Raw genomic sequence first — 26245 nt, forward strand, 5'->3', positions numbered from 1 at the left:
TGCTAGTGTATGTGCTCTGTACTAAATGGTGTGGGCGAAAGGAGAATGGCTTTGAATGCCAGCTAAAAACAAAAAGCCACCCCTATAGGTAGCCTCTTTATGACTTTTAAAAATACGAGAAATAATCGAATATGGCTCAGACCCTGTTCACTTGATTAGTGTTTTAATCGATTGAATAATAAATCTGCTGAATTATTTAACACCTTGCCCGACTCTTTTAATCGTTTGTCCGAGTTTTCTAAATAGAATTGAGCAGATAATACAAAATCTAACGGATCCTTGACATTCTTCTTTTCGGTACATACTAAATGCCCTACACCATTTTTCCAATGAATTGTGCATTTAAAATTCACAAATGTTTCATCGCTCGTTCTCAAACGCAAATGCCTGATGATTGGGTTAGATGAAGAGTGCTGTGACAGCATCCACATCGCTTGTTTCCGGTCGTCTTTATGAATAATGCTCCACAGACTGGAGACTGAAGAAAAATAAGAATGTGCCTGACTAGAAAAATGAAGGATTTCACCTTCTTGATTTAATTGAAAGTAAGGAACGGGGATCCATTTAAGTATGTTACTTTCCCTCATGCACTTCTCCCAACTTAAATAATCTCTTTTACCATATCACAATAACCTAATATTTGGATTATTTTCATCATTTTACCTATTACTTTTCCCGTTTTAAACTGTAAAAGTCTAAAAAATCATTCAGTTTAAAATACTTGAAATAGGAACGTTTGTTCGATAAACTGAAAATTAAAGGAGCGAATTCTATGCGACAGTTACTTCAAGAAAGCTACTCTTCAAAACGACTTGTTGAAATTATTTATATGGACGATAAAGGATGTTTGACACAGCGATTTATTATTGTTTATAAAATTTATCCTCAGAGCGTAAAAGCTTGGTGCTTATTAAGAAACGAGAAACGAACATTTAAAATAGAGAATATCCTTTCATGCGGATTCAACAATAAAAGGAAAAGCAGTTTTAGACAGAAAGCTCACTCAATTTAAGAGGGGCTTTTTCATATCATTTCCTCTTATGGCGTGTGAGTTATTTTCATACACTATACCCACTAGAAAGGGGAATGAACATGACATCAAACCAAGGAAATAAAACTAAACATATTGCTAAAGGAAGAACGGAAAAAGGAGATAGGACAATGCAGGGGGAGCAAACACAGCATGAAGTACAAAATACATCTTTGTCTCATAATAATTGCCGGGCAAACCTTGATGGAGATTAATCTAAAAAAGGAAAGCTTTCGTTTCCGAAGCTTTCCTTTTTTTGTGTATATCGCATTTTTAAGTTAACTCGTATTTTTCTGAGCCAATCACAATATAGTCTCTTACTTGATATACGAATTTTACCGATTTCTCACAAACTTCGTACGAGTAATTCTCTAAAACATTGCTTTTTTGATTAATATAATGCATAAAAGCGCGTTGAAAATAACCATTCTCAACAAAAAGTTCACCGGTTTTGCACAACTTTTCATGTGCTTCTTCCAGCCATTTTGCAATTTGGCTGTCGTTGTTATTAAATGTAAGAATGTGTGCATAGCGATCTGATAAATCTGTCATATCCTCTTTATCCTGGTCAAAATAAAAAACTTTTTCTTTTTTTGACTGCAGCCTTTGTTTATGCAAAGTTACATTTTTTAACAGTTCTTTTTCAACGTCTTCTTCGGGACTTATATAGATGGGGCAGGTGCCTGCTACCTCACCTTGATCTGTAAATAATACAACATAGTACAAATCAAACATCATATCTCTCCCTTCACGTGCTCATACTATCCTATCTTGCATCCTTCGTTTTTAGAATCATTTTTCTGAAGTTTTTGCCACATTGGTTCTAATGTATTACTCGGAAGCAAACCTCAGTTTTAACGGGAAAGAAGAGGCGAAATAAAACTAAAAATTCTGCGTTTCTTCATTATAATAAGAAAAAACGATCTGTTTACTAGTATTTAAATCTTTCGAAAAGTCAAAATAAATAATGATTGATTTCGTCACTTTATTGTGGTTTCATAATAAAGTGTAAAAAGACCATTTTTCTTGCAGAGAGAAATAAGATAAGTACTTCTGTGTTGATTCTTTCTTTTGAATATAGTATACATACAGGGGTATAGAAATTAGTTGGGAGGAAAACATGGCGATACTATATATGAGCATAGGTATTTTACTTTTATTAATTTGTTACAGTTTTTATAAACGCTATGTGCCGGTGCAAGGAATAAAGAAAGTGACGGCCGTGGACTGTGCTTCTACAACGATTTCGTATGTAGATGTTCGTCATTTTCATGAAATGAAACAAAACCCCTGTCACAAAGCAATCCATATTCCGCTTCCTTATTTAGAGAGACAGCATGCAGAAATTCCATATAAAGAAGTGGTGGTAATTGTTCCTGACAGCATTTCCCGAAATTTAAGCATTCGGCAGCTGAAAAAACATGGGTATCAGGTCAAAGGATACATGTGTGCGGAAAGATGTGTGTAATAAAAAGAACAGCAAATAATCCTTTATAGGGTTTCCATTTGGAATGCTGTGATATATAAGCTAAAAGATACCCGTGTCAAAATGGGTATCTTTTTTTGTTATGAAGACAAGAAGGGGGGGCAGCGATCGGTTTCTTTTGGTTCAACAGACACTGAGTCTTTTAGCGTGTTTTTATGTCAAAAGGTTTGAAAAATCCCTTTTGTGGTAAAAAAAAACGTAGTCCTCCTAGTGCATAGACAGAGGTTTAATAGGAAGTTATAATTTAGGCAATTACATAAAAGGGGAGTAAGCTAAGGAAGGTGAATAGATGTGCGAAAGATAAAGCGGTTGCTATTTCTGTTCATTTGTATAGCGGTTGTAATTGTTGCGTATGAGATGATTCGATATCCGGTTGAAAACAATGCTGCAAGTGTACAGCATCACTTGCGCAATTGGGAGCATAAAGAAAGTATTGATGGTTCTGCAAAGATTACGTTGCAAGATTTTAAACGGATTGATCACTCTAATACATACATAGCCTTATTCTCCATACCTGGTGATAAAGAAGGAATGGCCGTATTGAAGCAAGGATGGAACAAACGCCTGCGCATTGAAGTAAGTACCAAAATGAGCAACTTAGTGGATTACGATGATATCCATACAAATAAAGGGACATATGCGCTGTTTACAGGAACAAATAGAAGTAAACAAATTGAGCGAGTAAAGGCGGCTTTGGTACACGATACATATACAATTGATGCCGCGGTCCCAAAAAGTGATTATTTTGTGCTGTATGAAAAAATACCGAGTCATATTAAACATCCGTTTCCAGCAACAACAACGCTGCTAGATAGAGCGGGGGATGACATTACGGTTAAAGAATTTATGGATCAGGAGCTGCGTGAATAACACGCAGCTTTTTTCTGTCATAAAAAGCTTTTTTAAAAATTCACGTTTTGTTCATATTTTCGAAAGAAAGAATTTTAAGCAAAAAAATCAAATATTTGCTACAAAGTAAAGGCGAATTAACGGGCAAAATAAGTTTCATACAGGGCGTCACATATTCTTTGAAAATTTGTCACAAAATATTCAATTATGTCGATGTGTATTGATATATCAATGTTGGAACAAAGACACAAAGCTAATTTTGCAGTTATTCCTAAAGAAATAGTTAAGAAATGGGAGCTGAATCCTTTTATTTACATTTATTCATACCAAATTATGTGATAGAATATCGCAAGGTTGAAGCACTCTAACCCCATTGGTACAGTCACTATATTAGAATATTTTCAATATAAAAAAATAAAGCAAAAGGGACGAAAAAAATGTCATTTTGTATTACAATAGTAGTGGCCTACAAATAAGGGGGAAGAGAGTCTGTATAAAAATGTCGTTATCTCGCGAAAGATAGCGCATTTTGAATGTTCATCAATATAGGCTTCGCATCATGTGTTGTTAGAAAGGAGAGTTTTAAGTGAAACCAAAAAAAGGATTTTGGAAGCTAGTAGGTTTACTATCTGCGCTTTCACTAGTATTTTTGAGCGGTTGTTCAAAGCTTGCTGTATTGAACCCGCAAGGTCCTGTTGCAAAAACGCAATCTGATTTAATCATTTGGTCTATGTGGATGATGTTGATCGTGGTTGTTGTCGTATTTGCTATTTTTATATTTGTTCTTGTCAAATATCGTGAAAAACCTGAAAACATGGACTATGAGCCACCTGAGCAAGAAGGTAACTTAAAGATGGAGGTTATTTGGACAGCGTTCCCAATCATCATCTTAATTCTATTAGCAGTGCCAACTGTTAAAGCGATCTATTCTGCAGAAGAAGTACCGACAGAATCAAAGGATAAAGATCCAATCGTGATTCACGTTACATCTGCAAACTGGAAATGGATTTTCAGTTATCCGGAACAAAATATCGAAACGGTTAACTATGTAAACATTCCAGCAGATACGCCAGTGAAATTTGAGTTAACAGCTCAAGGACCTATGAACTCATTCTGGGTACCAGAACTTGGCGGACAAAAATATTCGATGAACAACATGTCAATGCCATTATACTTAGAAGCTGATAAGCCTGGTTCTTATATGGGACGTAGTGCTAACTTCTCTGGTGAACATTTCACTCAAATGCAGTTCGAAGTTCAAGCTCAAACGGACAAAGACTTCAAAGAGTGGGTTAGTGATGTAAAAGGCACAGCTGGTAAATTGACTGAAAAGAAATATGATCAAATCCTAAGCCCGGGCGTTGTTGGACGTCAAACTTACAACGGTACACATTTAAAATGGATTGACCATGCAAAAGATGTATACATTCCTGGCAAAGAGCTAGAACGTGGTACAGGACATGATCACAGCAAGATGAAAGAAGACGAAAAAACGAGTAATGAAGAAATGGAAAACATGGATCACTCAAATCATGAATAACATTCATTTATTACACTAAATTACGTAATGATTGGGGGAAGACATAATGAAGCTAGATGAATTTTTCGTCACTGGCGAACCTATGATTTACGCTGCTGATGCAGCAATCGCTATGACGGTCATCGGTATCGTTTTTGTCTTAACATATTTCAAGAAATGGAAATGGTTATGGACAGAATGGTTAACAACAGTTGACCATAAAAGACTCGGTGTCATGTACATCCTTTCAGCTGTATTAATGCTTTTCCGCGGCGGAATTGATGGAATCATGATGCGTATGCAGCTTGCATTCCCGGGTATGAACATTTTAGATGAACATCACTACAACGGAGTCTTCACGGCTCACGGTGTTATCATGATCTTATTCATGGCAATGCCATTTATTATCGGACTAATGAACGTAATCGTTCCATTACAAATTGGTGCGCGTGACGTAGCATATCCGTTCTTAAACGCAATTAGTTTCTGGACATTCTTTATGGGAGCAATGCTATTTAACCTTTCTTTCGTAATCGGAGGAGCTCCTGATGCAGGTTGGACAAGTTACTTCCCGCTTGCAGGTAAAGAATTCAGTGAGGGCATCGGGAATAACTTCTATGCCGTTTCACTACAGATTGCTGGTGCTGGTACATTAATGACTGGTATCAACTTCTTTGTAACAATTTTAAAAATGCGTGCTCCTGGCATGACAATGATGAAAATGCCAATGTTTACTTGGTCAATCTTCATCACATCAATTATTATCATTTTCGCGTTCCCTGTATTAACAGTAGCGCTTGCACTTATGACACTTGACCGTGTATTTGGAACAGCCTTCTTTACAATGGCTAACGGCGGTCTTCCAATGATGTGGGCTAACTTATTCTGGATTTGGGGTCACCCTGAAGTATATATCGTTATTTTACCGGTATTCGGTGTCTTCTCAGAAGTTATCAGTACACATTCTCGTAAGAACTTATTCGGTTATAAAGCAATGGTAGTATCAATGGTCGGTATCGCATTCTTAAGTTACCTTGTATGGGTGCATCACTTCTTTACAATGGGTAACTCACCGTCAGTTAACTCGTTCTTCTCAATCACAACGATGTTAATCGCCGTACCAACCGGAGTTAAAATTTTTAACTGGCTCTTTACAATGTATAAAGGCCGTATCAAATTTACGACTGCGATGCTTTGGTCATTAGCGTTTATTCCAAACTTCGTAATCGGTGGGGTAACAGGGGTTATGCTTGCGATGGCATCAGCCGATTATCAATATCATAACAGTTACTTCCTAATCGCTCACTTCCACTATGTATTAATCTCTGGTACAGTGTTTGGCTGTTTCGCAGGTTTATACTTCTGGTATCCAAAGATTTTCGGTCACACGTTGAACGAAAAATTAGGAAAAATTTCATTCTGGATTTTTGTTGTTGGATTTAACGTATGTTTCTTCCCACAATTCTTCCTAGGTTTAGACGGTATGACTCGTCGTATGCAAACTTATGCAGACAACCTTGGCTGGAATGGATTAAACTTAGTTTCAACAATCGGTGCATTCTTAATGGGTCTTGGCTTCTTCGTATTAGTAGTTAACTTATTATACAGTGCATGGAAAAACAAACGCGACACTGCAAACGATCCTTGGGATGGTCGTACACTTGAGTGGTGGACTAAATCACCAGTTCAAGCTTACAACTTTGCAGTAATTCCTCATGTGAAAGAAATGGATGCATTCTGGCACATGAAAAAACGTAATGAAACAGACATTAAAGCAGAAGACTTAAAACCAATTCACTTACCAAGCAACTCTGGCGTGCCATTTATCTCAGGTATTTTCTGGTTTATCGGTGGATTTGGCTTAGTATTTGAATGGATTCCAATGGCAATCGTTGGATTAGCAGGTATTTTTGCTTGTATGCTTGCTCGTTCATTTGATTATGATCCGGGCTTCTATGTAAAAGTAGATGAAATTAAGAAGGTTGAAGGAATTACAGGGGGTGACAAATAATGGCAGGACATTTAGATAAATCATTGCCGTTAGAATACCAAGAAGAACAAAGTCGCCTGAATATCCTTGGATTCTGGATTTTCTTAGGTGCCGAGATCGCGTTGTTCTCTACGCTATTCGTAACGTACTTAACGTACCATACGCGTACAGCGGGTGGCCCTACTGCAGAAGAACTGTTCGTTGTTAAAGATTTTATGATCGAAACACTGTTATTATTATTCAGTAGTTTCACGATGGGAATTGCCATCTTTAAAATGCGTAATAATGATTTAAAAGGACTTTTAGTTTGGTTTGTTATTACGCTTGTCCTTGGTGGAGGATTCCTTTTCTACGAAATTCGTGAGTTTTACATGTATGCAGTTCACGAAGGTGCAACAATGCAAACAAGTGCCTTCTTATCAGGGTTCTTTACACTACTTGGAACGCACGGTCTTCACGTAACAGTCGGTGTATTCTGGGCAATCAGTATTATCATTCAGTTAGTAAGACGAGGATTAACACCCGTTACTGCTCGTAAAGTATTTATTATCGGTTTATACTGGCATTTCCTTGATGTTGTATGGATCTTCATCTTCACGCTTGTATACTTGAACGGATTGGTGGGATAAGACATGGAAAATAAACAAGGCCAAAAAGCTGGATTTCCGCTTAGTCATGTATTTGGGCTTATCCTTTCACTAGCCTTAACATTTGCAGCGCTTGGTTTAGTAGTGCTAGCTGATCTATCAAGAAGCATTACGATGACTCTTATCATGATCCTAGCGTTATTACAAGCAGCAATGCAGCTAGTAATGTTCATGCACATGACTGAAAGTGAAAATGGTAAAGTACAGGTTGCAAATATTCTTTACAGTTTCTTTATTGCACTTTGTATCGTTGTTGGTACACTGTGGATTCTTGCAGCTCACTTTAACCATTAAAAATAAAACCACTTACTTCGGTAAGTGGTTTATTTTTTTTCATTCAGTTTATATTTCAACGTTTGATATTCTCCCGTTGGAACTTTTTTTACTACTTTTCCTTTATCATCGCTGTAGATATTCACTTGTTCGTACACTTCAATTCGGTATCCGCCTCTTTTTTCCGTTTTAACATGAACTTCTTTGACCGACATATTTAGTTGTTCCGCTTCGTCTTCATCAGCAGAGGTTTCAACAGCTCCTCCATCAAGTGAAAGGTGAGATAAGCTGTCAAACGACTGCTGGGAATTGTTATCAACATAGCTGGTCACGACTAAAATACCGGCAAAAAACAATACTAAAAAAAGCGTCCGGACTTTAACCTTCATCTTAAAACACCCCCGTAAACTGAAAAACCAGCACGACTGCACCTAATATCCAGACGTAAATCGCAAACGTTTTTAATGAATGATGTTTTAAATAATTGATCATCCATTTTACCGCTACATAACCAAATAAAGCAGATGAAAGGGTAGCGACAAATAAAAAGAAAACGGAAAGCTGCTCGACTTCACCTGTGACTACATCTTTTAACTGAAGCAAAACCGCTCCGCAAATGGCGGGAGTCGACAATAAAAATGAAAAATAAGCGGCTGTTTCACGGTCTAATTTTCGCATTAGCGCAGCTACCATCGTTAAGCCCGATCTAGATACAGCAGGAAATATAGCGGCTGCTTGAAACGAGCCGATAAAAAAGGCATCTCCGTATGAAATATGATCCATTTTTTTATAGCCATTCTTTACGGAATCACCAAACCATAAAAGTAGTCCCGTCGCAAGAAATTCCCAGCCGATCGTTAATCCAGATTTAGAAATGCTGTCAAAATAGTCTTTGAACAAAAGACCAATAACAACTGCAGGGATCGTCCCTATTACTAAAAGCCCTGTAAGCTTGCTAAACGGATGGCGAATAATATGCCATAGCTCACGCTTATAAAATACAAAAACAGCAAGCAGAGTGCCTATATGCAGCATCGTATCTAAATACAATCCTGCATCGTCTAAACCAAACAAGTGACGCCCTAAATACAAATGACCCGTACTGCTTATCGGTAAAAATTCTGTAAGTCCCTGAATGATTCCCAAAATAAACGCTTCAAACCACGACATCTTATCACCTCATACAGCGTGTCCTTATTAGTAGTGTATAGAGGAAGTTCTGAGAACATGACAAAAACATGGAAGTATAGGCAGTCATTTAGTGAAATAAATATATAAAAATAGGTCATAGTATAAGAAGAGATGACCAATTCTTATCTCCATCTCATCCACAATGGAAAGAGGTGCTAAAAATGATACGAAAATGGGTTGCTGTATGCGTCGTATTCGCTGCTTTTATTTTTCCGCAAGCAGTAAGTGCCGAACAGCCAAAAGTAGAGGTATTTCAAATTGAAACGGGCAAAGTCATTCGTTCAACGCTCAAACCTCCAAGTGTTCAAAAAGAAGCTGAAAAAAGTATTGCGTCCATTACTGGTTTATATAAAAAGGTAAGTCCGCTTCCTAAAAAAGGATATCTTGTTAAAATACCTCTTGATCCAGCCGTAAAAATTGAAAATAGTTCGGTCAACACGTTAGCAAGTGAAGTTATTTTTGTTCTTGAGCCGAATCAAAAGCCAATCATGATGGTATTCGATAATGAAAATAGAACCTATTTTTTTGAATTTACTCATGATTTAACTCTTCTCAGAAAAGCATTACAGCTATAAGTCATCGAAATGATGGCTTTTTTTTACATAGACAGTTGACAGTTTATTATGATAAATGTAATATATTTAGAAAAGTCAGAAATAATAAGGGGGAGAATTATGTGATAGCTTTACGACCGTTCTCCAAAAAAGACTTTAAACAGCTAATGGATTGGATTCCCTCTGAGTCATTTATGGTACAATGGAGCGGCTCTAGCTTTTCTTTTCCGCTTACTCCTAGGCAGTTAAAACACTACATTCGATATGCAAATGAAGATGGTGCTTCTACCTATGCTTTTTCCGTCATAGATGAAAATGAACAGCTTATTGGGCATATTTCTCTGGCTCATATTGATTATTATCATAAAACAGGAAGAATCGGCCGAGTGCTGCTTAGTGAAAAGTATAGAGGGAAAGGGCTTTGCTCGCACATGTTTGAAAAAGTGCTAGCTTTCGGTTTTGAAGAACTGGGTCTTCACCGAATTTCGCTCGGCGTATTTGACTTTAACGAGCGGGCGATTCAGTCCTATGAACGAATTGGCTTTACACGAGAAGGTCTTCTTCGAGATGTCCGGCTTGTAGATGGACAGTACTGGAGCTTAATTGAAATGAGTATGTTAGAAAGTGAATGGGCACAGCGTGATGTGCATCAAAAATCAGGCTAAAATCTACTAGTGAAAAGCCAGCTTTTGAACAAGCGGGCTTTTTTGACGTGTGCTTAAAATTCCCCAAGAAGGTATAAATTTTCATTCATTAAGGCATATAGAGAGTAAGTGATGTGTAAAGGAGACCGTATGAATGAAAAAATACAAAGTAGACATCTTAGCGGCATGTATTTTGCTTTTAGGAACCGCCGTATTTGGAATTGTCTATCAACATCAAACATCTGCTACAGAGCAGTCTCACTCGTTTAATGTACTGGTTATGGGCGTAGATGAAAGGCCAGGCGATACAGGTCGCTCAGATGTATTAATGGTGGTCAACTTAGATACGAGCCATAACAAAGCAAAAGTTATGCCGATCCCTAGAGATACGCGCGTGCACATTGATGGAAAAGGAACGGCTGAGAAAATTAATCATGCTTATCGATACGGAGGCATTCCTTTAACCGTGCGCACGGTTGAGAACTTCTTAGATATCGACGTCGATTATTATGTGAAAGTAAATATGGAGGGTTTTAAAGATGTAGTAGATGAACTTGGCGGAGTGAACGTTAATAATCCGTTTCCTTTTGTATTTGATTCATTTATCTTTCCTGAAGGAGAAAATGCGTTGAACGGTGAAAAAGCTCTTGCCTATGTGCGGATGAGACACGAAGATCCAAAAGGAGATTTAGGAAGAAATAATCGCCAGCGCCAAGTAGTGGAAGCTCTATTAGATAAAGGAATGGGCATGTCAACGGTGAAAAATATTCCAAGCCTCCTCACGCTTGTAAAGAAGCATATTCGAACGAATATTGATGTCAGCGATGCATTTACGATGTATAACGTCATTAAGAATGGACGGCCTGATTTCGAAACGGTAACCGTAAAAGGAGAAGGACAAATGGTAGATGGTACATGGTATTATGTTGTAAAACAATCTGAAAAAAAACAGCTGAGTGCTATGTTTCAACAAACCCATTAATAAAAAAGAGGGCTGAAGAAATTCAGCCCTCTTTTTATTCACCAATTTCTTCTTGACGCTGCAAGCAGGAAATTTGTTTTTTCTCTGGATGGACACCAAATGTATAGCCCCACGTTTGTAATTTATCTAGAATGATTTCGTCTTTTTTAAAGCCAAAGATCATCACTACATCTTGGTTTTCATCTAAAAGCAAATACTTTTCATCTTTGCGCCACATCGTTAAATTTGACGCATAGAAAAGATTCCAGCCGTTATTCATGCGATGACCGGTTGCTTGGTTTTTATAGTTGACAATCATATTTCTTCCTCCATTAGTGAATCTTTCTAAAAGTAAAACTTCAAAGAATATTATAAACGTTCTCTTCCTAGAAATCTATTATTTATCCTGTTGAGGTGGACTCGCCGTGATGTTTATAAAATACATGTGATAAAAGATTTAGCATATAAGGATATATTTGTATAAAACAAGAGTTAATAAGTAAGAAAACGGATAAAATAAGGGTCTAAAAGCGTATATAATTGAAAAAAATATAAGTTATCTAGATTTAAAGACTTAAAAACACGCTTTTCAGACCGTGGACATGCTTTTTCAAATTTCTACCTACAAGAAAGAAGGTAGAGGTGCGAAATGTGTAGGTGAGTCTAAATGAGTTTGCGGTAAACATGAGGCCCCAAAACGTGGTACACGCTAGAAAAGGGGGAAATTCAACTATGTCAAAAAAAGCGCTATGGATTAAAAATGCTTCGCAAGTTGTAACGGCTAAAGAAAATAAAGGTCCTTTAGCTGGAAAAGAAATGAAGAACTTGATGGTGATTGAAAATGGCTCAATCTGGATAGAAGGCGATCAAATTGTGAGCGTAGGTACAACAAAAGAGCTAGAACAAAAATATGAAAGGGAAAGAAATGACGTGACGATTATTGATGCTTCTCATAAAATTGTAACTCCGGGTCTAATTGATCCCCATACACACGCTGTGTACGCTGGCTCGCGTGAAGAAGAATTTTATAGGCGGTTTGAAAGGCCAACTTCTTACTTGGATTTATTAGAAGAAGGTGGAGGTATTCACTCCACTGTCATTCAAACACAAGAAGAGTATGCTTACCGGATTTATCAGCAGAGCTATGAGCGTCTTACGTCTTTTCTAGCTCACGGAGTCACAACTGTAGAAGTGAAAAGCGGGTATGGCTTAGAGCTAGACACAGAACTAAAGCAGCTGCAAATCGCTAAAATGTTGAATGACACGCACGCAGTTGATGTAGTAAGTACCTTTTTAGGGGCGCACATCGTACCTTCCGCATATAAAAGAGATACGCAGAAATACGTCAATTTACTTATTCACGAAATGATTCCTCAAATTTCTTCTTACAAGCTCGCAGCATTTAATGATGCTGTATGTCTTCCAAATGCTTTTTCATTTAAACAATGCCAAGAAATACTCGAAGCCGGGAAAAGATATGGCATGCTTCCTAAAATACATGCCGACCCGTTTGAATACTGCAGAGGAGCAGAGCTTGCAGCAGAGGTAGGAGCGATATCAGCAGATTATCTTTTGTATGCTTCTGATGAAGGATTAAAGAAACTGGCTGAAAAACAGATAGTAGCCACACTTTTACCCGGAAATTCCTTATTTGTTGGAATGAAGTGGCCAAATGCTAGAAAAATGATCGATTTAGGAGTCCCGGTTACTCTTTCTACAGACTGCAATCCTGGTTCATCTCCAACGACTTCACAGCAATTTGTGATGAACCTGGCATGTATGAATATGAACATGAGTCCTGAAGAAGTGCTTTTAGCCACAACCATTAACGCAGCCTATGCTATTAATCAAGGAGATAAGATTGGGAGTATTGAAGCCGGAAAACAGGCTGACTTAGCGATTTTTAAGGTCTCTAGTTATCGAACGCTTCAATATCAGTATGGCTTAAATCATATTGACAGCGTAGTGAAAAAAGGAGAAGTAGTTGTAGAAAACGGAAAAGTTTTGTAAAACAAGTTTATAGAAAAACAGAAAAGGGTAAAGAATAGAGAGTTTGTCACACATGCAAAGGCAGGGAATTTAGATATGATTACAAAACAAAATGTTATTCCATTACTAAAAGAAGCTTGCCCATCTTTTGAGCCAAGCGAGGAAATCGACCTCAACGATAAAGAAGAGCTGCAGCATGAATTAAGCCGAGTTGCGGGTCATTTGATCTCTCTTGAATATAACGGCCAGCTCGAACGTGAACCGGCTGTATTTGAAGCGATTGAACAGCTGTATATAGAAGGTGAATCTGATGTGAAAGAAGCTGTTACAACGGGACTCTTTCAAGCAATGCATGAAATGATTATAGATCAGCAAATTAGTCCGGAAGAAATTGGAATGTTATTAAAACCTAACTCACTGAAGTGGTGGAAAACGATTGACCACTTTAGCGAAAACAGTGCGGAACAGTAAGGGAAAAGAACGTCATGGAAACATGATGTCCGTGACGTTCTTTTCTTTTACTGTTCTTTTTTTAGCTGGCGCTCTAAAATAAAAGGACCAAATGGAATAACTGACATAAGAAATGCAAACAACGAGCGACCGATTGACCATTTATGTGCGAATTTTACATGAACGACTGCAAGAGCATACAGCACAAAAAGTGCACCATGTGCTGCGCCCACAACTGATACGGCTTCGGGTATACCCGCTGCATATTTTAGCGGCATAGCAATGCCAAGCAGCAGTAAAAATGAAACTCCTTCTAAAATTCCTACTAAACGCAGGCGACCGATTGGTGATGTAAGAACCATGTTTTCTCCTCCCGTAACGACGGAATAAATTTCTGTATCAATGACAAAAATGTACCATAGCGAGCTCTTCATATACAAGCATCATTTGTATCTGTCACAAAAAAGTCGAAAACGCTTTAATTTGCTCTATAGAAGTATTTTGTTTAAAAAACTGCCATACTCTTGTGATGTAATGGATAAAAGAGCACACTACTTGTTGACAAGTTATTTTAATTATTTTATATGTATAGTACCAAAAACGTATGAGAGGATTTTTTACCATGACAAAGCGAAAACAGCAGCGAGAGAAAATTTTAGATGCTGCTTTTGAAGTGTTCGGATCCAAAGGCTATTATGAAGCAAAAATGATTGATATTGCCAAACTAGCGGGTGTATCTAAAGGAACGCTTTACTTGTACTTTTCGTCCAAAGAGTCGCTTTATATCGCTGTGAACAATCGTTCGTTTGATGAGTTTTTGTATCATGCAAAGCGAAGAACGGATGAATGCCAAACGTTTCATGAAAAGCTGTATTCAGTTGCGAAGCATCACTTGCTCTTTTTTTACGAAACTAAAAAATATCCAGACTCTTTTTGGCAAGCTCCTCACCAAATGCCAGAAATGATGGGTCGTCTTCATCAATTTTTTGAGCATTATCACGGGCTTGTTGCTAAATTGATTGAAGAGGAAAAAATAAAAGATGCTTTTTTACACTCAAAAGCGTTTTGCAGCATGTTAAATGGGTATAGGATGGATATCGTTTCCGATGATGATATAACAGAAGAGGACATCATGAACTATGCGGAGTTCATTGTGAACTTATACATTGAAGGCTGCTATTTTGAGACCCAAAAATGACTCGTCGGTACTGGTTGATAATGGAGGGACTTGATGAATAACAGCAGCACAGTAATTAGTTTTTCATATTTTCAAGAACAAACCGTTACCAAGGTGAACACAGACAATACCCTGCCGTTTTCTCTTGGATTTAGTAAAGGCGGACTTGTGGCAGAATGTCCATGGAGACTAAAAAACAAACGCAGCATCTTGCTTGGTCAAGCAGACTGGAAATCAGCACATTCTGCTGAGCAGTGTCAGCAAGTCGAAACGCTGCTGATTGGCCAGCGCATTATCTCTATACAGTGGTATGAAGATATCGGTATACTTCGAATTGCGTTTTCTAATGAGTATGCGCTAGATATGTTTCACGACAGCTCGTTTTTTGAAGGTTGGGATTTATATGGTCAAGACGGCTTTTCCTTTATCTCGCTTCCAGGAGGAGCGTGCGACCATCAAATTTCCGCTTGTAGTAGAAGTAGATCCTGATAAAGCCGCAGAGTACGGGGTATCTGGATTTCAGCTGCTTGGTACAATCTCTGATCAAACCAAACCGGTATCCGTTAGAGACTTAAAATTAGATAATACAAAACGAGCGGTTCAGCTTTCGTACGATAAAGACCTTGCCTCGGTAAAAGAAATTAAAGATCTTCAAGTGTTTACAGAGCGAGGACCTGTGTTAGTAAAAGATATCGCTGACGTTCGTACAATCGATACGTTCACTTCTATTCAAAAGCTTGACGGCAAAGTATTTGCGCGAGTAGAAGCAGACATCAAAGGCGATGATGTTCAAGCTGTGACCAAAGATGTTGTAGATGGAGTGAAAAAGTTAGACTTGCCAAAAGATGTGAGCTTGGACGGAGGAGGCGGAAGCGACGAGACAGTGGAAGTCTTCCAATCTCTAGGCCTAGCCATTTTAACAGCAATCGGTCTTGTGTATTTAACGATGCTCGTTACGTTTGGAAAAGCGCGTATTCCATTTATCATTTTATCGTCACTCATTTTTGTGCCAATCGGTTCGTTAGTTGGTCTTGTAATTGCAAAAGAACCGCTGTCTGTCAGCGTAATGATTGGATTCTTAATGCTGATTGAAATTGTTACAACAAACGCGATTGTGCTTGTAGATCGAATTACCCAAAATCGTGAACAAAAAGGCATGACTATCCGTGAAGCCCTTATTGAAGCTGGGAAAACGCGCTTGCGTCCAATTTTAGTGACGGCATTTGCTACTATTGCTGCATTAATTCCGCTAGCGCTTACTACATCAAGCGGAACGCTGATTTCAAAAGGCTTAGCTATCACGGTAATCGGAGGGCTTACGTCATCTACCCTTCTTACCTTAATTATTATTCCAGTGGTATACGAACTCTTCTTCGCAAAGCAAGTAAAAAGAGAAAAACAGCTGGAAAAAGAAACGACATAAGAACTATTTTCTAATAGAGGAAAATATGACCATAGACTATATGTTATAATAAAAGTACGTTTTAACCCCTTATATTATAGAAAAAGAAGCGGCGCTTTCGAGCGCCGCTTCTTTTTTATGTAAAATCATTATTTACAATAAATGATTAAATGTCTTGTATTGAGGGAAAGAGTGTTAACAGGAAGCTTTACTATATCATCGTAGGGTTATCTAAAAAACATACAAAGTACAGGAGTGTCGTTTTCGTGAGTTCAACAAAGAAAGTTGTTTTTATCAGTTCCATTATTTTAAATGTCATGTTCATAGGTGTTTTTGCTTTTTATGCAACAAGCAGCAGCGCGATGAAAAATCCGCTGTCGTCTAAGGATTCGTCTAAGCAAAGCTACAGAGATAATCCTTATTACATTGAACGGACAACTCTGTTCAAGCAATTAAGTATTCCTAAAGACTCAATCGTATTTCTCGGTGATAGCATTACCCAGCGCTCTGAATGGAGCGAACTTTTTCATAACAAGCAGATTGTCAATCGAGGCGTAGCCGATGATACAACAGAAGGGGTATTGCATCGTCTAAAAAGTATCACAGATGCTAAGCCAAAAAAGATTTTTTTAATGATTGGCATTAACGATTTAAATGAGCAAAAATCTGTAAAAAAAACCAAAGCAAATTACGCTGAAATTCTTGAACGTATTCATAAGGAATCACCGAATACAAAAGTCTATATTCAAAGTGTACTGCCCGTGAACAATAAAAAATGCGGCGACGCAGTGGACAATAAAGATGTGATCGCATTAAATAACTATTTAGAGCGTCTGGCTAAGAAACATAATGATTCTTACATTGACTTATATTCTAAAGTATCTACACATAATCAGTTAAAAAGTAATTTCACAGTTGATGGTCTTCATTTAAAAGGTCAAGGCTATGCTATTTGGAAACAAGAAGTTCAGGCATACGTAAATCAATAAAAAAGCGCTCCGGAGGGAGCGCTTTTTTTTAGATAAGCTCTGGTAAATGTTTTTTAGCATCGTATTCTACAAGAGAATCACCGTTTTTAATGCGCTGTAAATAATCAGGATTTGAAATAAGCGGGCGGCCAATAGCAGCTACGTCAATCCAGCCAGCTTGTAGCGCTTTTTCAGCTGATTCAGGCGTTAAGTCACCTACCCCGATAATCGGTCCATTCCAATACTTACGCGTAATTTCATAAAGATTTTGACCGTTTTGGACATCTTCATAAAAATCGAGCATAGACGGGTGGATGATCTCGATTCCTGTTTCTTTAAATGCTTCTGTATACGTTTGAATGGCTTTTTCAGTATCACCCCAGCGGTAGTCTGGTTTATCAAGCTTATGAGGAGAGAAGCGAATGACAACTCGTTCTTTTCCAATGTCGTCAATAACGGCGGAAATCACTTCTTTCATAAACGTTAATCGCTGTGCGAGGTCGCCTCCGTATTCATCAGTGCGTTTATTAGACCAGTCTGAATTAAACTGATCGATTAAATATCCGTGAGCACCGTGAATTTCAACGCCGTCAAAGCCTGCTTCAATGGCATTTTTAGCGGCTTGAGCGTACTGTCCTACAACTTCTTTAATATCTTCTTTTGACATCTCTTCAGGCTCTTCGTAAGGCTTGCGGAAACGAGGCACTTGACCCTGTGCTGCAATAGCGGAAGGGGCCTGAGGTTTATGCCCATTGATTAACCCAGAATGACTCAAGCGGCCAACGTGCCAAATTTGAGCGATAATCGTGCCGCCTTCTTCATGAACAGCTTCTGTTACAGGCTTCCATGAATCAATTTGTTTCTGTGTATAGATACCCGGAACGCCAGGATTTCCTTTTGCGCGTTCGCTGATAACAATTCCTTCACTAATAATTAAGCCAATACCATCCTTTGCGCGGCGGCAGTAGTAGTCTACAACGTCCTGACCGACTACGCCTGTCTCTGGATCAGCAAAGCATCTTGTCATCGGTGCCATTGCTGTACGAGTGTGTAAATTAAATGCTTCAATGTTTGTTGCTTGGAATAATTTTTCAAATTTACTCATTTTATATTCAGCTCCTTAAGAGGAAAGTGTAGCTGCGAACGTTTTTGCAGCGGGTTCAGTTTATTGTAACAGGGGATTTGTTTTATCTTCAAATATTTCGACTTCCGAAAAATGTCCACAAAAAAAGCCGGCTGTCTTTACAGCCAACTTTCACAACATTAATGCTGTTTGTTAGGAAGTTTTTTCTCAGGATGTCCAGTAGCTTGACCCTGCTTATTTTTACGCTGCTTTTCTTGATTATCGTTCAGCTTTTGAACAAATTCATTTGTGTTTTCCATTATCCAAACCTCCTTTATGAGCTTTCCCTGTTACTATAACCCATTACACTTAAAAACATGACGCCAATCCGCTAAAAGCAACTCCATATATACATTGGTATATAGAAATCAACAGGAAAATCGTGTATACTGTTGTAAAAATAATGTTAATGTTTCGTGAGTTTATAATTTCTTATTCCTTCATGAACAAGAAAAGGTGTTACGCAATGAGTGATTTTTTTAGCGGGAAAGAAATGTCGTTTATTTTAATTTTGACATTCAGCGTGTACATATTTGTCTGGAATGTGCCCCTCCAGGCGACAAATGCCATGATGATTTACTTTATCCTGCTGTTTTTGTATACAGTTAGTAAGCTGCTTTTTTCTCCTCAGTTCAGACAATTTCCGCTTGTTAAGGTGCTACTGGCCATTTTATTCGTTCTCATGCTGGCTGAAATAACTGTTGCTTACAGCACTCATAGCATAAAGATTACAGATTTAAATCATATTTTTGATTATTTTAGTCATATGGATTTGTATTCATAAGTTTTTTTGAATAGCTTTGTTAACATGCTTTCGCAAACATATAAATCTCTTACCTTTGAACATACAAGACGATACAAAAGCAGTGCATATCGTATGTAAAGCTTAAGAAACGCTTCTATTTTTCAGCTTTTTATCTCTTAAATGTGTAAAAGGTCTTTGTTCATGACCGAGCCCCTTCGAAAATCAATTATCGTTCATTGTACGCTTGTTAAGATGAGTATAAAAGATAAAAAAGGAGAGGCGCATGAGGGATGTAGTATCAAAAAAAACAAGGCAAAATATTCAGCGAGATATTGAACAAGGGAACTTAGGAAAAGTGAGAGACCGCCTGCACGGTTTGCTCGTTACGTATCCCAATGAGCTGTCTTTGCGAAAAGAGCTCGGAGATATTTATTTTCGCCTTCAAGATCTTCAAATGGCAGGACGCTACTGGTATTTAGAAAAAGAAAAAACAGTGGAAATGACTCGCGCTTGTCAGCTCTTTGAAAAGGAGTGTGGCGATAATCCAGCTATAATTGCAAGAGCATTAAAATTCAAAGGAGACAAAGAGCGAATTCACGATTTACACATACAGGAAATGCTCTCACAAACTCAGCGCACAGTAATAGAAAAATTGGTTGAACCGCCTGAGAAAGAAACGATAGGGGATAAGCTTATTGGAGCTGGGTGTGCGTTGATTTTTCTTACAGTCGTCAGTTTTCTTATCATTGGCATATATACAGTTTGTACATGGCTATTTTAATGAGAAAAAGGTGCACCGATGTGCACCTTTTCTTTATGAATGTTGCTTCACTACGTGATTTACAATTTTTTCGGCTGCTGCAGCCGGGCCGGATGCCTGTTGGAAACTTACGTTAATTTCTTTAATTCCTTTTTTGTAGCGATCGTCGCGGACGACTTCGTCAACAGCACTCCTTAAAAGAGAGGCATTTACCGTTTCTTTTGCTAAGCGATAACCAGCGTTTAGTTCCACGAGCCTTTGAGCAACGAGCGGTTGATCTTTGCCATGAGGTAAAACGACTAATGGTACGTTAAAATGAATGCCTTCATTTACACTGTTCATGCCTCCGTGCGTGATAAAAACGTCAGCTTCTTTTAACACGTCAAGCTGGGGAACATAGGGCGAAATAATAAAATGCTCTGGTGCTTTTTTGATCTTTTTAAAATCAGCTCGATCGCCTGCTGCAATTACAACTTTTCCATCAAAGTCGCTAAATGCGTCGATGCAAAGGTTGAAAAAGTCTTCTACATCATGGAGTACTGTTCCCATTGAAATATAAAGAACTTTTTCGTCTTTTAGCTTTTCTAACGGAAAATCATGAGAGATGTGACGTTGCGGAAAGCTTGGACCAATAAATAAACATGATTCATCAAAATGTTCATGAAGCGGCTGAAAAAAGCGGCTTGTGTATACGACCGTTAATTCGCCTTGATTGTTCATAAATTGAAGCAGATTTTTAGGTTCTACTCCAAACTGATTTTTTAGCAAGCTGAGCCCGTACTGAGCTTGTTCATCCGGCTTAAATGGCACGTCTGAATCGGGATGCAGAGGCATCATTTCTAGGCGTTCTTTTGGCATTAAAAAAGAAGCAGATGATACAATGCCGGGAATCCGCAAATAATCACGCGCTAATTCGCCTGCTCCAAACTTGTCGTAAAATACAAAGTCAAAGTCAATTTTTTTTGATAATGTATGAACAAGCTTCAGCGTATCTAAAGACGTTTGGATGTGGATATTTAAAAAAGCGTTGATTCCTTGAGGGGTTTCAGGCTTGATGGATACACCGCTTAATAAGTCTGGGTGAGTGTGTACGATAGCCCCGGCGTTTTCAAGACGCTCTTTAAAACGCTCCGCAGTAATGTAATGAACGGTATCACCTTGGTCTGAAAAAGCTTTTACCATTCCAAGCGTTGGGTTTACGTGACCTTCAGCGGGAAAGTTGATCATTAAAATGTTTGCCATTTTTTCACTTCACTTTCGGTAAGATTTCTTCAAGCGTAATCAAATATAAAGAAGTTGACAACTAATTTGGTTAGCGCATTTATCTTTTAAAACCTTAACTTTGTGTATAAAATGTGAAAAAATATAACTTTTTTCCTAAAAAATAACATCATTAAGCAGAGTTTATGGTAGAATTTTGAGAGCACTAGAGAGAAAGAATCATTTTTGGAGGTTGCTATTTTGAGTACGTTATCAACAAATTCAGAACCGGTTTTAAAGCCTAAAAAGAAAAAAGAGTTTACTTACTTCACGTTGCTTCTATTTATCGTATTGGGCTTTGGTCTCCAGATCATAGCCGGAATTGGAGTAGCTATTTACGATGAAGTTACGGGTTCAAATATGACAGGAATTTTATTAGAAGGACCATACGCTCTGCTGGTAGACGCGGCGTTTTTTCTAGGGGTTGCGGGGCTGTACAGGCCGGTGCGCAGATTTTTAAAGCCTATGTGGAACGTCTCGGTATTAAAAGAAGGAAAAACGTATGTATATATTTTGGTAGGCTTTTTAATTGTAGCTGCGGTGCAGTACGTGATGCTCTCATTTTTAAACGTAGAAAGCGCAGATCAGCAGCAAAAAGATTTAAACCAAGGCAGTTTTAATCAAACGCTGCTTTCAAGCTGGATATTTTTTTTAAGTGTAGCAGTCATCACGCCTATTAAAGAAGAACTGCTTTACCGGGGTGTTTTATGTGGTTTTTTAACTAAACGTCATCACGTGCTTGTAGGCATTTTCGTTTCCGCTATTGTATTCGGTCTTTTACATATTGGTTTTCCCATTACAGCTACTGTAATGGGACTTGTTTTTGCCATTATTTATTATCGAACAAAATCTATTTTTCCATCTATTATTCTGCATATGCTGTGGAATGGATTAGTGAGTATAACTGTGTTCTTTTAAAAGAGGCTGGGACAAAAGTATTTTAGTTGAAGGAAGATCCGAACGATGAATCGAGATTCTTGATGGAGAATCAAACTCGTTCGGATTTTTTCATTGTTATGGTGAACGTAGGTTTCATGTATGTAGTTGCTTCTAGCTGTTGATTGGAGGACAAGGCGAAGACGGAAAAGCGGAATAGACCCCGCAGGAGCGTAATCGACGAGGAGGCTCATCGACCGCCCGCGGAAAGCGAAGTCTTGCACGGAAATCAACAGCGTTGTAATAAGTGATCCATACTAGCTCATTTATCCAATTTGCTCGTCTTTAGATTAGATTGATTTAATTATGTCTCAATCTCTTTTTTATTTCGATAAAGACGCCGAATGCTTTACGCGAATTTTACCAACAATTAATAATCCAAGAGGGTAAAATAGTCCAAATAACAGGCTGTACGGAATCCAAGTATTTCTGTCCCACGTTTATTCATATGGAATGCTTGGATACACGATAAGTGAAAATGTAACGGCAATAATGCCTAGCGGAAGAGTTAAAATCCGGTAGTTTTTTAATTCAAGAATTTGAGCGAGTCCAGAAACGGTCGCATAATAGTAAAGAGACGTTTTGAAATAAAGAGATAAAAACCACATAATAGCCATGATCACTTCAATGTTTTTCAAGAAATCCGCAGCTTCGATACGCCTTGCAAGCTCATAGCTTGGATATAAAGCAATACGTGTATACGTATTTCCAAGTATAAGAATGCCAAGCAATAAGATAATAATCATAATGCCTCCGCCGATTAAGCTTCCTGTAAAAAAAGCGCGGTTTCGCTGTTCCGGTTCCGCTACGTGAGCAGGGAAAACGGTTAGCAATACAATAAAAGTGAGAGAAGTAATACTCGTAAATACCAGAATAGATCTGATAATAGGCTTAACGCCTACCTCTAACAAAGGCTGTAAATTCTCATAATGAATTTGAGGGAAGATCGAAAAAACTAAGATTAAGAACGGAATAACAAACCAAGGAAAGAGAATTTCAGCACAGCGGGCAATCGTTTCAATGCCAAGCCGAACGCCGACAATCACAATTCCCATAAACAAAATATGAACAGCAAGCATAGGCGTTTGAATAATAATGCGCGTTGTTAGAAACGAGCCCACGTAAAACAAAACTTGACTGCAAAAAAGAAGCGTAGAAGCGACAAATAAAAGAGAGACAAACTTTCCTAGCCACTTGCCTAAAATGGCTTCGTTTAGTTCTATGAACGTTTTATTAGGATAAAGGCTAGAAAGTTTGATATACATCCATACAAGTAAAACGCCTACACCTACGCCTAAAATAGCTGGAATCCATGCCTCTTGTTAAGCTTCCAGGCACGACTAAAATAGTGTCGCCTAAACTATAAAAAATGACGAGTATTCGAAACTGTGCTGCGGATAAATTCATCTGACTATGCACGTTATTCACTTCCTTTTATTTCAACAGACTGAACAAAAAATCACTAAAAGGTTTTAATAAAAAAGCAATGCCGTCTCCAGGGTTAGGGATCCTCACACCACTGTATTTTAAACTAACAATCAAAATACTTACTATGAACAAACTCCAAAAAATTTGCTTTTCTTTTTTACTGTTCATTTTTTTCAAATAAGGTATTTCTACTAAACAAACAGCTACACAAAGTAAAAAAATCACTAAAAATATAAGCATGTATCAACCTCAATTAGTAATCCTTCAAAAAGATGAAGGGATGTTAAAGATGCCTGTGTTTCAAAGATAGTATCAACCAAAAAGGCTTAATTTATGAAAAGTAAGACCAAAGGCAGTGCAAAACCGTGTTATAATGACCAAGTTGAGAGTTATAATAGAGAAAAAACAGCATGATTACAAACAAGTAGATACATAACAAGGTAAGGGTGGGAGAGAGAGATGGCAGACGAGCTCAAAAAAATGCTAGATGACAAAGAAAAGGTGCAGCTTATTATCGCCGCCGTTGTCATGCTTGGAGGCCTGGTCGTTTTGTTAAAAAGCGTTGCAACAGGGCAGGCCATGGGTCAAAAATGGCTAGAAAGTCAAGGGAATGCAGACACGGATCTGTATCTTGAAACGATAAAAAGTTACATACATCTGTATCAAATTGTGGGGGGCGTCATGTTTGGAGGAGGCCTTCTCACATTACTTCGTGCTAAGCTAAAGAAATAAAGCGGCAGCAAAATAAAAGATCATAGTCCAAAAGAAGTGTCATATCTTTTTAATAACTTAAAAAATAGTGAAAAGGAGTTATGTATGAATAATGAAGAAAATACACCGGCTTATCATCTGTTTATGATGATAGGAGCGCTTGCTATGCTGATTTTTGGTGTTGTCGGTTTCTTTATTCAGTATCCTACTACGTTAAGTTTCGTGATGTGTATGGGCGGAAGTATCATATTTTTGCTGCATTTATTTGAATATATGAAACCTAAAAATGAACTATAGCATCTTCAAACGATGAAATCTAGAAGCAAAGGAAGATGAGAAATGCGGAAACATCGTACGTATGAAACGCTAGTTGATCTTTATCAAAAAAGCGCCAAAATTCATTATGAAATCGACTATCGAGACAAAAAGTCTGTAAAAAAAGGTAACCGGGCTGCAGAAGATATGAAAAAAATTGCGCAGCTCATTCATTTATATTATCCAGGCATGCTGTTTGAATTTGCAACACTGCTGACGAACCCTACTTATCGAATTGACCTATGGGCTGCACATCATATTTTAGAAATTATGAGCTATTCACCAATGCTTGAGGACAACGCGCTTTCCGTTATTGAACGCTACGCCGACGAAAATGATTTTACGGCTTTAGGAAATCGCATGTGGTTAGATCAGTGGAGAGAAAAACAGCGCTAAAATTGGACTAGGCGAACAAGAATAACCAAAAGGAAGATAGGTATATGAGTTTACGTACATTAAAGAACGGTATAGGCGTCAGCATTCGAGAAGCAGCACCAAAAGACGCAGAGCAAATGATTGCTTTTTACAACCGGGTAGGAGGAGAAAGCGATTTTCTTTCATTTGGAGAAGGTGAGTTTCTTAGACCTCTTTCAGAGTATGAACTGTTTTTGGCTTCTGTAAAACAAGAGCAAAATTCTCTTATAGTCGTGACTGAAAAAGAAGAAGAAATCATTAGTATCGCATCCATCACCTCCTCCCAAAACCCGCGTAATAAACATGTGGGTACCCTTGGTATCGTGGTAGAGAACGCCTATAGCGGGGTGGGGTTAGGAAAGCAGCTAATGATAGAGCTGATTGAATGGGCACGTACGAATAAACAAACAAAAAAAATTAAACTTGTGACGCGAGAAGATAATCAAAGAGCTATTTCTTTATATAAGCAGCTAGGTTTTCAAATAGAAGGGCTGAAAGAAAAAGACACCTATATAAATGGCGTGTACTATAATACAATGCTTATGGGACTTCACTTATAAAAAAGACATGGATACCATGTCTTTTTGTTTTTGTTTATTGTTTTTTAGCGTCAGCAAATGCACTCATCGTATCGCTCATAAATTTCGCTAATCCCTTTCCATAGCGATCAATGTTGTTTGTAAACCGCTCATCTTGCACATACATTTCTCCAAGACCTTTAAAGGCTTCTAACGAATACGCTCCAAAGTTCTCATTTAAAAATTGATACCATTGCCCAATTGCTTTTTGAGCTTCTGTAGATGACGGTGACAGATGACGAAGAGAAGCTAAGTGAGTATAGATATTTTCCCATTCGTTTGACATGTGCTGCTGTTCTTCTTGTAAGAAGCTTTGTACTTTTTCATTCGCTTCATCTACTCGCTGGTTTCCCCAGCGCTTCCGTGCTTCTTCTTCGTATGGGTTATGAGAAAAATCCAGTCCGTTAAACCGCTCTTTTTCGTTCATTTCAATCGCCCCTTTTTCATATTGAATTGTTTTATTAATCGTTAAAATCATTTGATCAAGCCGACTGCGCTTTTCAATCAGCATGTTTTTTTGCAAAATCAATGCTTCTGTGCGATTAAATGTTGGGTCTGTTATAATCTCTTGAATTTGTTTTAAAGGGAAGCCGAGTTCTTTAAAAAATAATATTTGCTGAAGCATATCGAGATTAGCCGGTGAATAAAGCCGGTAGCCAGATTCACTAACAGCATCAGGTTTTAATAGCCCGATTTCATCATAGTGGTGCAGCGTGCGGACGCTGATTCCTACTAAGTCAGCAACTTCTTTTACTTTTCTGTTCATTCTTTCATCTCCCTTCTGAAATCTACTATAAAATATAACGCAGCGTAAGGGTCAATACTAAAAAAAAAATAATTGACTT

General features: G+C 38.0%; 34 protein-coding genes and 2 pseudogenes. 24 read left to right on the plus strand and 12 right to left on the minus strand.

The window, feature by feature from the left end; genetic code table 11:
- Positions 1–155 precede the first annotated feature (155 nt).
- Positions 156–587, minus strand: coding sequence for a PAS domain-containing protein (locus M3225_RS08540; protein ID WP_251392570.1), 432 nt, complete (start codon positions 585–587; stop codon positions 156–158).
- Positions 588–772: 185 nt separating this feature from the next.
- On the opposite strand from M3225_RS08540, the gene M3225_RS08545 reads away from it, so the two are divergent.
- Complete coding sequence (locus tag M3225_RS08545) at positions 773–1012, plus strand: hypothetical protein (protein ID WP_251392578.1); 240 nt, start codon at positions 773–775, stop codon at positions 1010–1012.
- An 80-nt stretch (positions 1013–1092) separates the two neighbouring features.
- Positions 1093–1245: a hypothetical protein gene (locus M3225_RS08550; protein ID WP_251392580.1), complete on the plus strand. Its 153-nt coding sequence runs from the start codon at positions 1093–1095 to the stop codon at positions 1243–1245.
- 58 nt (positions 1246–1303) lie between these two features.
- On the opposite strand, the gene M3225_RS08555 is transcribed toward M3225_RS08550, so the two are convergent.
- Positions 1304–1765 (minus strand): hypothetical protein, encoded by a 462-nt coding sequence (locus M3225_RS08555; RefSeq protein WP_251392582.1) that lies wholly within the window; start codon positions 1763–1765, stop codon positions 1304–1306.
- A 385-nt stretch (positions 1766–2150) separates the two neighbouring features.
- Here M3225_RS08555 and M3225_RS08560 point away from each other — a divergent pair, with 385 nt between their 5' ends.
- The 6 genes from M3225_RS08560 to qoxD all read left to right on the plus strand — a co-directional run bounded on the left by M3225_RS08560 (position 2151) and on the right by qoxD (position 7815).
- Positions 2151–2498: a rhodanese-like domain-containing protein gene (locus M3225_RS08560; protein WP_251392584.1), complete on the plus strand. Its 348-nt coding sequence runs from the start codon at positions 2151–2153 to the stop codon at positions 2496–2498.
- 309 nt (positions 2499–2807) lie between these two features.
- Entirely contained in the window at positions 2808–3386 is a 579-nt protein-coding gene (locus M3225_RS08565) for a hypothetical protein (RefSeq protein WP_251392586.1), read from the plus strand.
- 565 nt (positions 3387–3951) lie between these two features.
- A complete protein-coding gene (gene qoxA, locus M3225_RS08570; protein WP_251392590.1) occupies positions 3952–4905 on the plus strand; it encodes a cytochrome aa3 quinol oxidase subunit II in 954 nt (317 codons plus the stop codon).
- Positions 4906–4951: 46 nt separating this feature from the next.
- Positions 4952–6895: a cytochrome aa3 quinol oxidase subunit I gene (gene qoxB, locus M3225_RS08575; protein WP_251392591.1), complete on the plus strand. Its 1944-nt coding sequence runs from the start codon at positions 4952–4954 to the stop codon at positions 6893–6895.
- Positions 6895–7503 (plus strand): cytochrome aa3 quinol oxidase subunit III, encoded by a 609-nt coding sequence (gene qoxC / locus M3225_RS08580; RefSeq protein ID WP_013057825.1) that lies wholly within the window; start codon positions 6895–6897, stop codon positions 7501–7503. The genes qoxB and qoxC overlap by 1 nt, the downstream gene beginning before the upstream one ends.
- 3 nt (positions 7504–7506) lie before the next feature.
- The gene (gene qoxD, locus M3225_RS08585; RefSeq protein WP_013057824.1) at positions 7507–7815 is read left to right on the plus strand and encodes a cytochrome aa3 quinol oxidase subunit IV; all 309 of its coding nucleotides are present in this window, start codon (positions 7507–7509) and stop codon (positions 7813–7815) included.
- A gap of 29 nt (positions 7816–7844) precedes the next feature.
- Here qoxD and M3225_RS08590 read toward each other — a convergent pair whose 3' ends face one another.
- Complete coding sequence (locus M3225_RS08590; protein ID WP_251392594.1) at positions 7845–8183, minus strand: hypothetical protein; 339 nt, start codon at positions 8181–8183, stop codon at positions 7845–7847.
- 1 nt (position 8184) lies between these two features.
- Positions 8185–8964 (minus strand): undecaprenyl-diphosphate phosphatase, encoded by a 780-nt coding sequence (locus M3225_RS08595; protein ID WP_251392595.1) that lies wholly within the window; start codon positions 8962–8964, stop codon positions 8185–8187.
- A gap of 182 nt (positions 8965–9146) precedes the next feature.
- Between M3225_RS08595 and M3225_RS08600 the strand changes: the two genes are divergently transcribed.
- The 3 genes from M3225_RS08600 to M3225_RS08610 all read left to right on the plus strand — a co-directional run bounded on the left by M3225_RS08600 (position 9147) and on the right by M3225_RS08610 (position 11165).
- Complete coding sequence (locus tag M3225_RS08600) at positions 9147–9560, plus strand: hypothetical protein (RefSeq protein ID WP_251392596.1); 414 nt, start codon at positions 9147–9149, stop codon at positions 9558–9560.
- A 101-nt stretch (positions 9561–9661) separates the two neighbouring features.
- Complete coding sequence (locus M3225_RS08605) at positions 9662–10204, plus strand: GNAT family N-acetyltransferase (RefSeq protein WP_251392598.1); 543 nt, start codon at positions 9662–9664, stop codon at positions 10202–10204.
- Positions 10205–10337: 133 nt separating this feature from the next.
- Positions 10338–11165 carry an LCP family glycopolymer transferase gene (locus M3225_RS08610; protein ID WP_251392600.1) on the plus strand — a complete coding sequence of 276 codons (828 nt, stop codon included), beginning with the start codon at positions 10338–10340 and terminating at the stop codon, positions 11163–11165.
- A 34-nt stretch (positions 11166–11199) separates the two neighbouring features.
- Here M3225_RS08610 and M3225_RS08615 read toward each other — a convergent pair whose 3' ends face one another.
- Positions 11200–11463: a hypothetical protein gene (locus tag M3225_RS08615; RefSeq protein WP_013057818.1), complete on the minus strand. Its 264-nt coding sequence runs from the start codon at positions 11461–11463 to the stop codon at positions 11200–11202.
- A 413-nt stretch (positions 11464–11876) separates the two neighbouring features.
- Here M3225_RS08615 and hutI point away from each other — a divergent pair, with 413 nt between their 5' ends.
- Together hutI and M3225_RS08625 are read left to right on the plus strand one after the other, a co-directional pair.
- On the plus strand, positions 11877–13154 hold the full coding sequence (gene hutI, locus M3225_RS08620; RefSeq protein ID WP_251392602.1) for an imidazolonepropionase: 1278 nt from the start codon (positions 11877–11879) through the stop codon (positions 13152–13154).
- Positions 13155–13229: 75 nt separating this feature from the next.
- Positions 13230–13604, plus strand: coding sequence for a DUF7674 family protein (locus M3225_RS08625; protein ID WP_251392604.1), 375 nt, complete (start codon positions 13230–13232; stop codon positions 13602–13604).
- A gap of 47 nt (positions 13605–13651) precedes the next feature.
- Here the strand turns inward: M3225_RS08625 and M3225_RS08630 are convergent, their stop codons facing one another.
- A complete protein-coding gene (locus tag M3225_RS08630) occupies positions 13652–13945 on the minus strand; it encodes a DUF3817 domain-containing protein (RefSeq protein WP_251392606.1) in 294 nt (97 codons plus the stop codon).
- Positions 13946–14205: 260 nt separating this feature from the next.
- Between M3225_RS08630 and M3225_RS08635 the strand changes: the two genes are divergently transcribed.
- From M3225_RS08635 to M3225_RS08650, 4 genes and pseudogenes are all read left to right on the plus strand, one after another.
- The gene (locus tag M3225_RS08635; protein WP_251392609.1) at positions 14206–14781 is read left to right on the plus strand and encodes a TetR/AcrR family transcriptional regulator; all 576 of its coding nucleotides are present in this window, start codon (positions 14206–14208) and stop codon (positions 14779–14781) included.
- A gap of 33 nt (positions 14782–14814) precedes the next feature.
- Entirely contained in the window at positions 14815–15249 is a 435-nt protein-coding gene (locus M3225_RS08640) for a DUF6188 family protein (RefSeq protein ID WP_251392611.1), read from the plus strand.
- A pseudogene (locus M3225_RS08645) lies at positions 15227–16183 on the plus strand (efflux RND transporter permease subunit); the annotation flags it as partial. The gene M3225_RS08640 and the pseudogene M3225_RS08645, both read left to right, overlap by 23 nt.
- A 245-nt stretch (positions 16184–16428) precedes the next feature.
- Positions 16429–17151 (plus strand): GDSL-type esterase/lipase family protein, encoded by a 723-nt coding sequence (locus M3225_RS08650; protein ID WP_251392619.1) that lies wholly within the window; start codon positions 16429–16431, stop codon positions 17149–17151.
- Between the two features lie 28 nt (positions 17152–17179).
- Here the strand turns inward: M3225_RS08650 and M3225_RS08655 are convergent.
- Together M3225_RS08655 and M3225_RS08660 are read right to left on the minus strand one after the other, a co-directional pair.
- Positions 17180–18220: pseudogene (locus tag M3225_RS08655) on the minus strand (alkene reductase); the annotation flags it as partial.
- Positions 18221–18393: 173 nt separating this feature from the next.
- Positions 18394–18513, minus strand: a complete 120-nt coding sequence (locus M3225_RS08660; protein WP_013057809.1) for a DUF4023 domain-containing protein — start codon at positions 18511–18513, stop codon at positions 18394–18396.
- A gap of 206 nt (positions 18514–18719) precedes the next feature.
- Here M3225_RS08660 and M3225_RS08665 point away from each other — a divergent pair, with 206 nt between their 5' ends.
- Together M3225_RS08665 and M3225_RS08670 are read left to right on the plus strand one after the other, a co-directional pair.
- Positions 18720–19037, plus strand: coding sequence for a hypothetical protein (locus M3225_RS08665; protein ID WP_251392622.1), 318 nt, complete (start codon positions 18720–18722; stop codon positions 19035–19037).
- Positions 19038–19281: 244 nt separating this feature from the next.
- Positions 19282–19779, plus strand: a complete 498-nt coding sequence (locus M3225_RS08670; RefSeq protein ID WP_251392623.1) for a DUF6584 family protein — start codon at positions 19282–19284, stop codon at positions 19777–19779.
- A gap of 33 nt (positions 19780–19812) precedes the next feature.
- Here M3225_RS08670 and M3225_RS08675 read toward each other — a convergent pair whose 3' ends face one another.
- Positions 19813–21000 carry a macrolide family glycosyltransferase gene (locus M3225_RS08675; RefSeq protein WP_251392624.1) on the minus strand — a complete coding sequence of 396 codons (1188 nt, stop codon included), beginning with the start codon at positions 20998–21000 and terminating at the stop codon, positions 19813–19815.
- Between the two features lie 219 nt (positions 21001–21219).
- Between M3225_RS08675 and M3225_RS08680 the strand changes: the two genes are divergently transcribed.
- On the plus strand, positions 21220–21936 hold the full coding sequence (locus M3225_RS08680) for a CPBP family intramembrane glutamic endopeptidase (RefSeq protein ID WP_251392625.1): 717 nt from the start codon (positions 21220–21222) through the stop codon (positions 21934–21936).
- 458 nt (positions 21937–22394) lie between these two features.
- Here the strand turns inward: M3225_RS08680 and M3225_RS08685 are convergent, their stop codons facing one another.
- Together M3225_RS08685 and M3225_RS08690 are read right to left on the minus strand one after the other, a co-directional pair.
- A complete protein-coding gene (locus M3225_RS08685) occupies positions 22395–23219 on the minus strand; it encodes a GerAB/ArcD/ProY family transporter (RefSeq protein WP_251392626.1) in 825 nt (274 codons plus the stop codon).
- Positions 23220–23388: 169 nt separating this feature from the next.
- Positions 23389–23622 (minus strand): hypothetical protein, encoded by a 234-nt coding sequence (locus M3225_RS08690; protein WP_251392627.1) that lies wholly within the window; start codon positions 23620–23622, stop codon positions 23389–23391.
- Between the two features lie 219 nt (positions 23623–23841).
- On the opposite strand from M3225_RS08690, the gene M3225_RS08695 reads away from it, so the two are divergent.
- The 4 genes from M3225_RS08695 to M3225_RS08710 all read left to right on the plus strand — a co-directional run bounded on the left by M3225_RS08695 (position 23842) and on the right by M3225_RS08710 (position 25382).
- Positions 23842–24114 carry a hypothetical protein gene (locus M3225_RS08695; protein WP_025751130.1) on the plus strand — a complete coding sequence of 91 codons (273 nt, stop codon included), beginning with the start codon at positions 23842–23844 and terminating at the stop codon, positions 24112–24114.
- A gap of 84 nt (positions 24115–24198) precedes the next feature.
- Positions 24199–24390, plus strand: coding sequence for a hypothetical protein (locus M3225_RS08700; RefSeq protein WP_251392628.1), 192 nt, complete (start codon positions 24199–24201; stop codon positions 24388–24390).
- Positions 24391–24432: 42 nt separating this feature from the next.
- Complete coding sequence (locus M3225_RS08705; RefSeq protein ID WP_013057801.1) at positions 24433–24804, plus strand: hypothetical protein; 372 nt, start codon at positions 24433–24435, stop codon at positions 24802–24804.
- A 44-nt stretch (positions 24805–24848) separates the two neighbouring features.
- Positions 24849–25382: a GNAT family N-acetyltransferase gene (locus M3225_RS08710; protein WP_251392632.1), complete on the plus strand. Its 534-nt coding sequence runs from the start codon at positions 24849–24851 to the stop codon at positions 25380–25382.
- Positions 25383–25416: 34 nt separating this feature from the next.
- On the opposite strand, the gene M3225_RS08715 is transcribed toward M3225_RS08710, so the two are convergent.
- The gene (locus M3225_RS08715; protein ID WP_251392634.1) at positions 25417–26166 is read right to left on the minus strand and encodes a MerR family transcriptional regulator; all 750 of its coding nucleotides are present in this window, start codon (positions 26164–26166) and stop codon (positions 25417–25419) included.
- Positions 26167–26245 lie beyond the last annotated feature (79 nt).

Origin of the sequence: Priestia aryabhattai (genome assembly GCF_023715685.1) — a bacterium.
Taxonomy (GTDB): Bacteria; Bacillota; Bacilli; order Bacillales; family Bacillaceae_H; genus Priestia; species Priestia aryabhattai_B.

Coding starts and splice junctions, on each gene's coding strand:
- M3225_RS08540 (WP_251392570.1), bottom strand. CDS start 587: ATGAGGGAAAGTAACATACTTAAATGGATCCCCGTTCCTTACTTTCAA.
- M3225_RS08545 (WP_251392578.1), top strand. CDS start 773: ATGCGACAGTTACTTCAAGAAAGCTACTCTTCAAAACGACTTGTTGAA.
- M3225_RS08550 (WP_251392580.1), top strand. CDS start 1,093: ATGACATCAAACCAAGGAAATAAAACTAAACATATTGCTAAAGGAAGA.
- M3225_RS08555 (WP_251392582.1), bottom strand. CDS start 1,765: ATGTTTGATTTGTACTATGTTGTATTATTTACAGATCAAGGTGAGGTA.
- M3225_RS08560 (WP_251392584.1), top strand. CDS start 2,151: ATGGCGATACTATATATGAGCATAGGTATTTTACTTTTATTAATTTGT.
- qoxB (WP_251392591.1), top strand. CDS start 4,952: ATGAAGCTAGATGAATTTTTCGTCACTGGCGAACCTATGATTTACGCT.
- qoxC (WP_013057825.1), top strand. CDS start 6,895: ATGGCAGGACATTTAGATAAATCATTGCCGTTAGAATACCAAGAAGAA.
- qoxD (WP_013057824.1), top strand. CDS start 7,507: ATGGAAAATAAACAAGGCCAAAAAGCTGGATTTCCGCTTAGTCATGTA.
- M3225_RS08590 (WP_251392594.1), bottom strand. CDS start 8,183: ATGAAGGTTAAAGTCCGGACGCTTTTTTTAGTATTGTTTTTTGCCGGT.
- M3225_RS08595 (WP_251392595.1), bottom strand. CDS start 8,964: ATGTCGTGGTTTGAAGCGTTTATTTTGGGAATCATTCAGGGACTTACA.
- M3225_RS08600 (WP_251392596.1), top strand. CDS start 9,147: ATGATACGAAAATGGGTTGCTGTATGCGTCGTATTCGCTGCTTTTATT.
- M3225_RS08610 (WP_251392600.1), top strand. CDS start 10,338: ATGAAAAAATACAAAGTAGACATCTTAGCGGCATGTATTTTGCTTTTA.
- M3225_RS08615 (WP_013057818.1), bottom strand. CDS start 11,463: ATGATTGTCAACTATAAAAACCAAGCAACCGGTCATCGCATGAATAAC.
- hutI (WP_251392602.1), top strand. CDS start 11,877: ATGTCAAAAAAAGCGCTATGGATTAAAAATGCTTCGCAAGTTGTAACG.
- M3225_RS08625 (WP_251392604.1), top strand. CDS start 13,230: ATGATTACAAAACAAAATGTTATTCCATTACTAAAAGAAGCTTGCCCA.
- M3225_RS08630 (WP_251392606.1), bottom strand. CDS start 13,945: ATGGTTCTTACATCACCAATCGGTCGCCTGCGTTTAGTAGGAATTTTA.
- M3225_RS08635 (WP_251392609.1), top strand. CDS start 14,206: ATGACAAAGCGAAAACAGCAGCGAGAGAAAATTTTAGATGCTGCTTTT.
- M3225_RS08640 (WP_251392611.1), top strand. CDS start 14,815: ATGAATAACAGCAGCACAGTAATTAGTTTTTCATATTTTCAAGAACAA.
- M3225_RS08660 (WP_013057809.1), bottom strand. CDS start 18,513: ATGGAAAACACAAATGAATTTGTTCAAAAGCTGAACGATAATCAAGAA.
- M3225_RS08665 (WP_251392622.1), top strand. CDS start 18,720: ATGAGTGATTTTTTTAGCGGGAAAGAAATGTCGTTTATTTTAATTTTG.
- M3225_RS08670 (WP_251392623.1), top strand. CDS start 19,282: ATGAGGGATGTAGTATCAAAAAAAACAAGGCAAAATATTCAGCGAGAT.
- M3225_RS08675 (WP_251392624.1), bottom strand. CDS start 21,000: ATGGCAAACATTTTAATGATCAACTTTCCCGCTGAAGGTCACGTAAAC.
- M3225_RS08685 (WP_251392626.1), bottom strand. CDS start 23,219: ATGTATATCAAACTTTCTAGCCTTTATCCTAATAAAACGTTCATAGAA.
- M3225_RS08690 (WP_251392627.1), bottom strand. CDS start 23,622: ATGCTTATATTTTTAGTGATTTTTTTACTTTGTGTAGCTGTTTGTTTA.
- M3225_RS08695 (WP_025751130.1), top strand. CDS start 23,842: ATGGCAGACGAGCTCAAAAAAATGCTAGATGACAAAGAAAAGGTGCAG.
- M3225_RS08700 (WP_251392628.1), top strand. CDS start 24,199: ATGAATAATGAAGAAAATACACCGGCTTATCATCTGTTTATGATGATA.
- M3225_RS08705 (WP_013057801.1), top strand. CDS start 24,433: ATGCGGAAACATCGTACGTATGAAACGCTAGTTGATCTTTATCAAAAA.
- M3225_RS08710 (WP_251392632.1), top strand. CDS start 24,849: ATGAGTTTACGTACATTAAAGAACGGTATAGGCGTCAGCATTCGAGAA.
- M3225_RS08715 (WP_251392634.1), bottom strand. CDS start 26,166: ATGAACAGAAAAGTAAAAGAAGTTGCTGACTTAGTAGGAATCAGCGTC.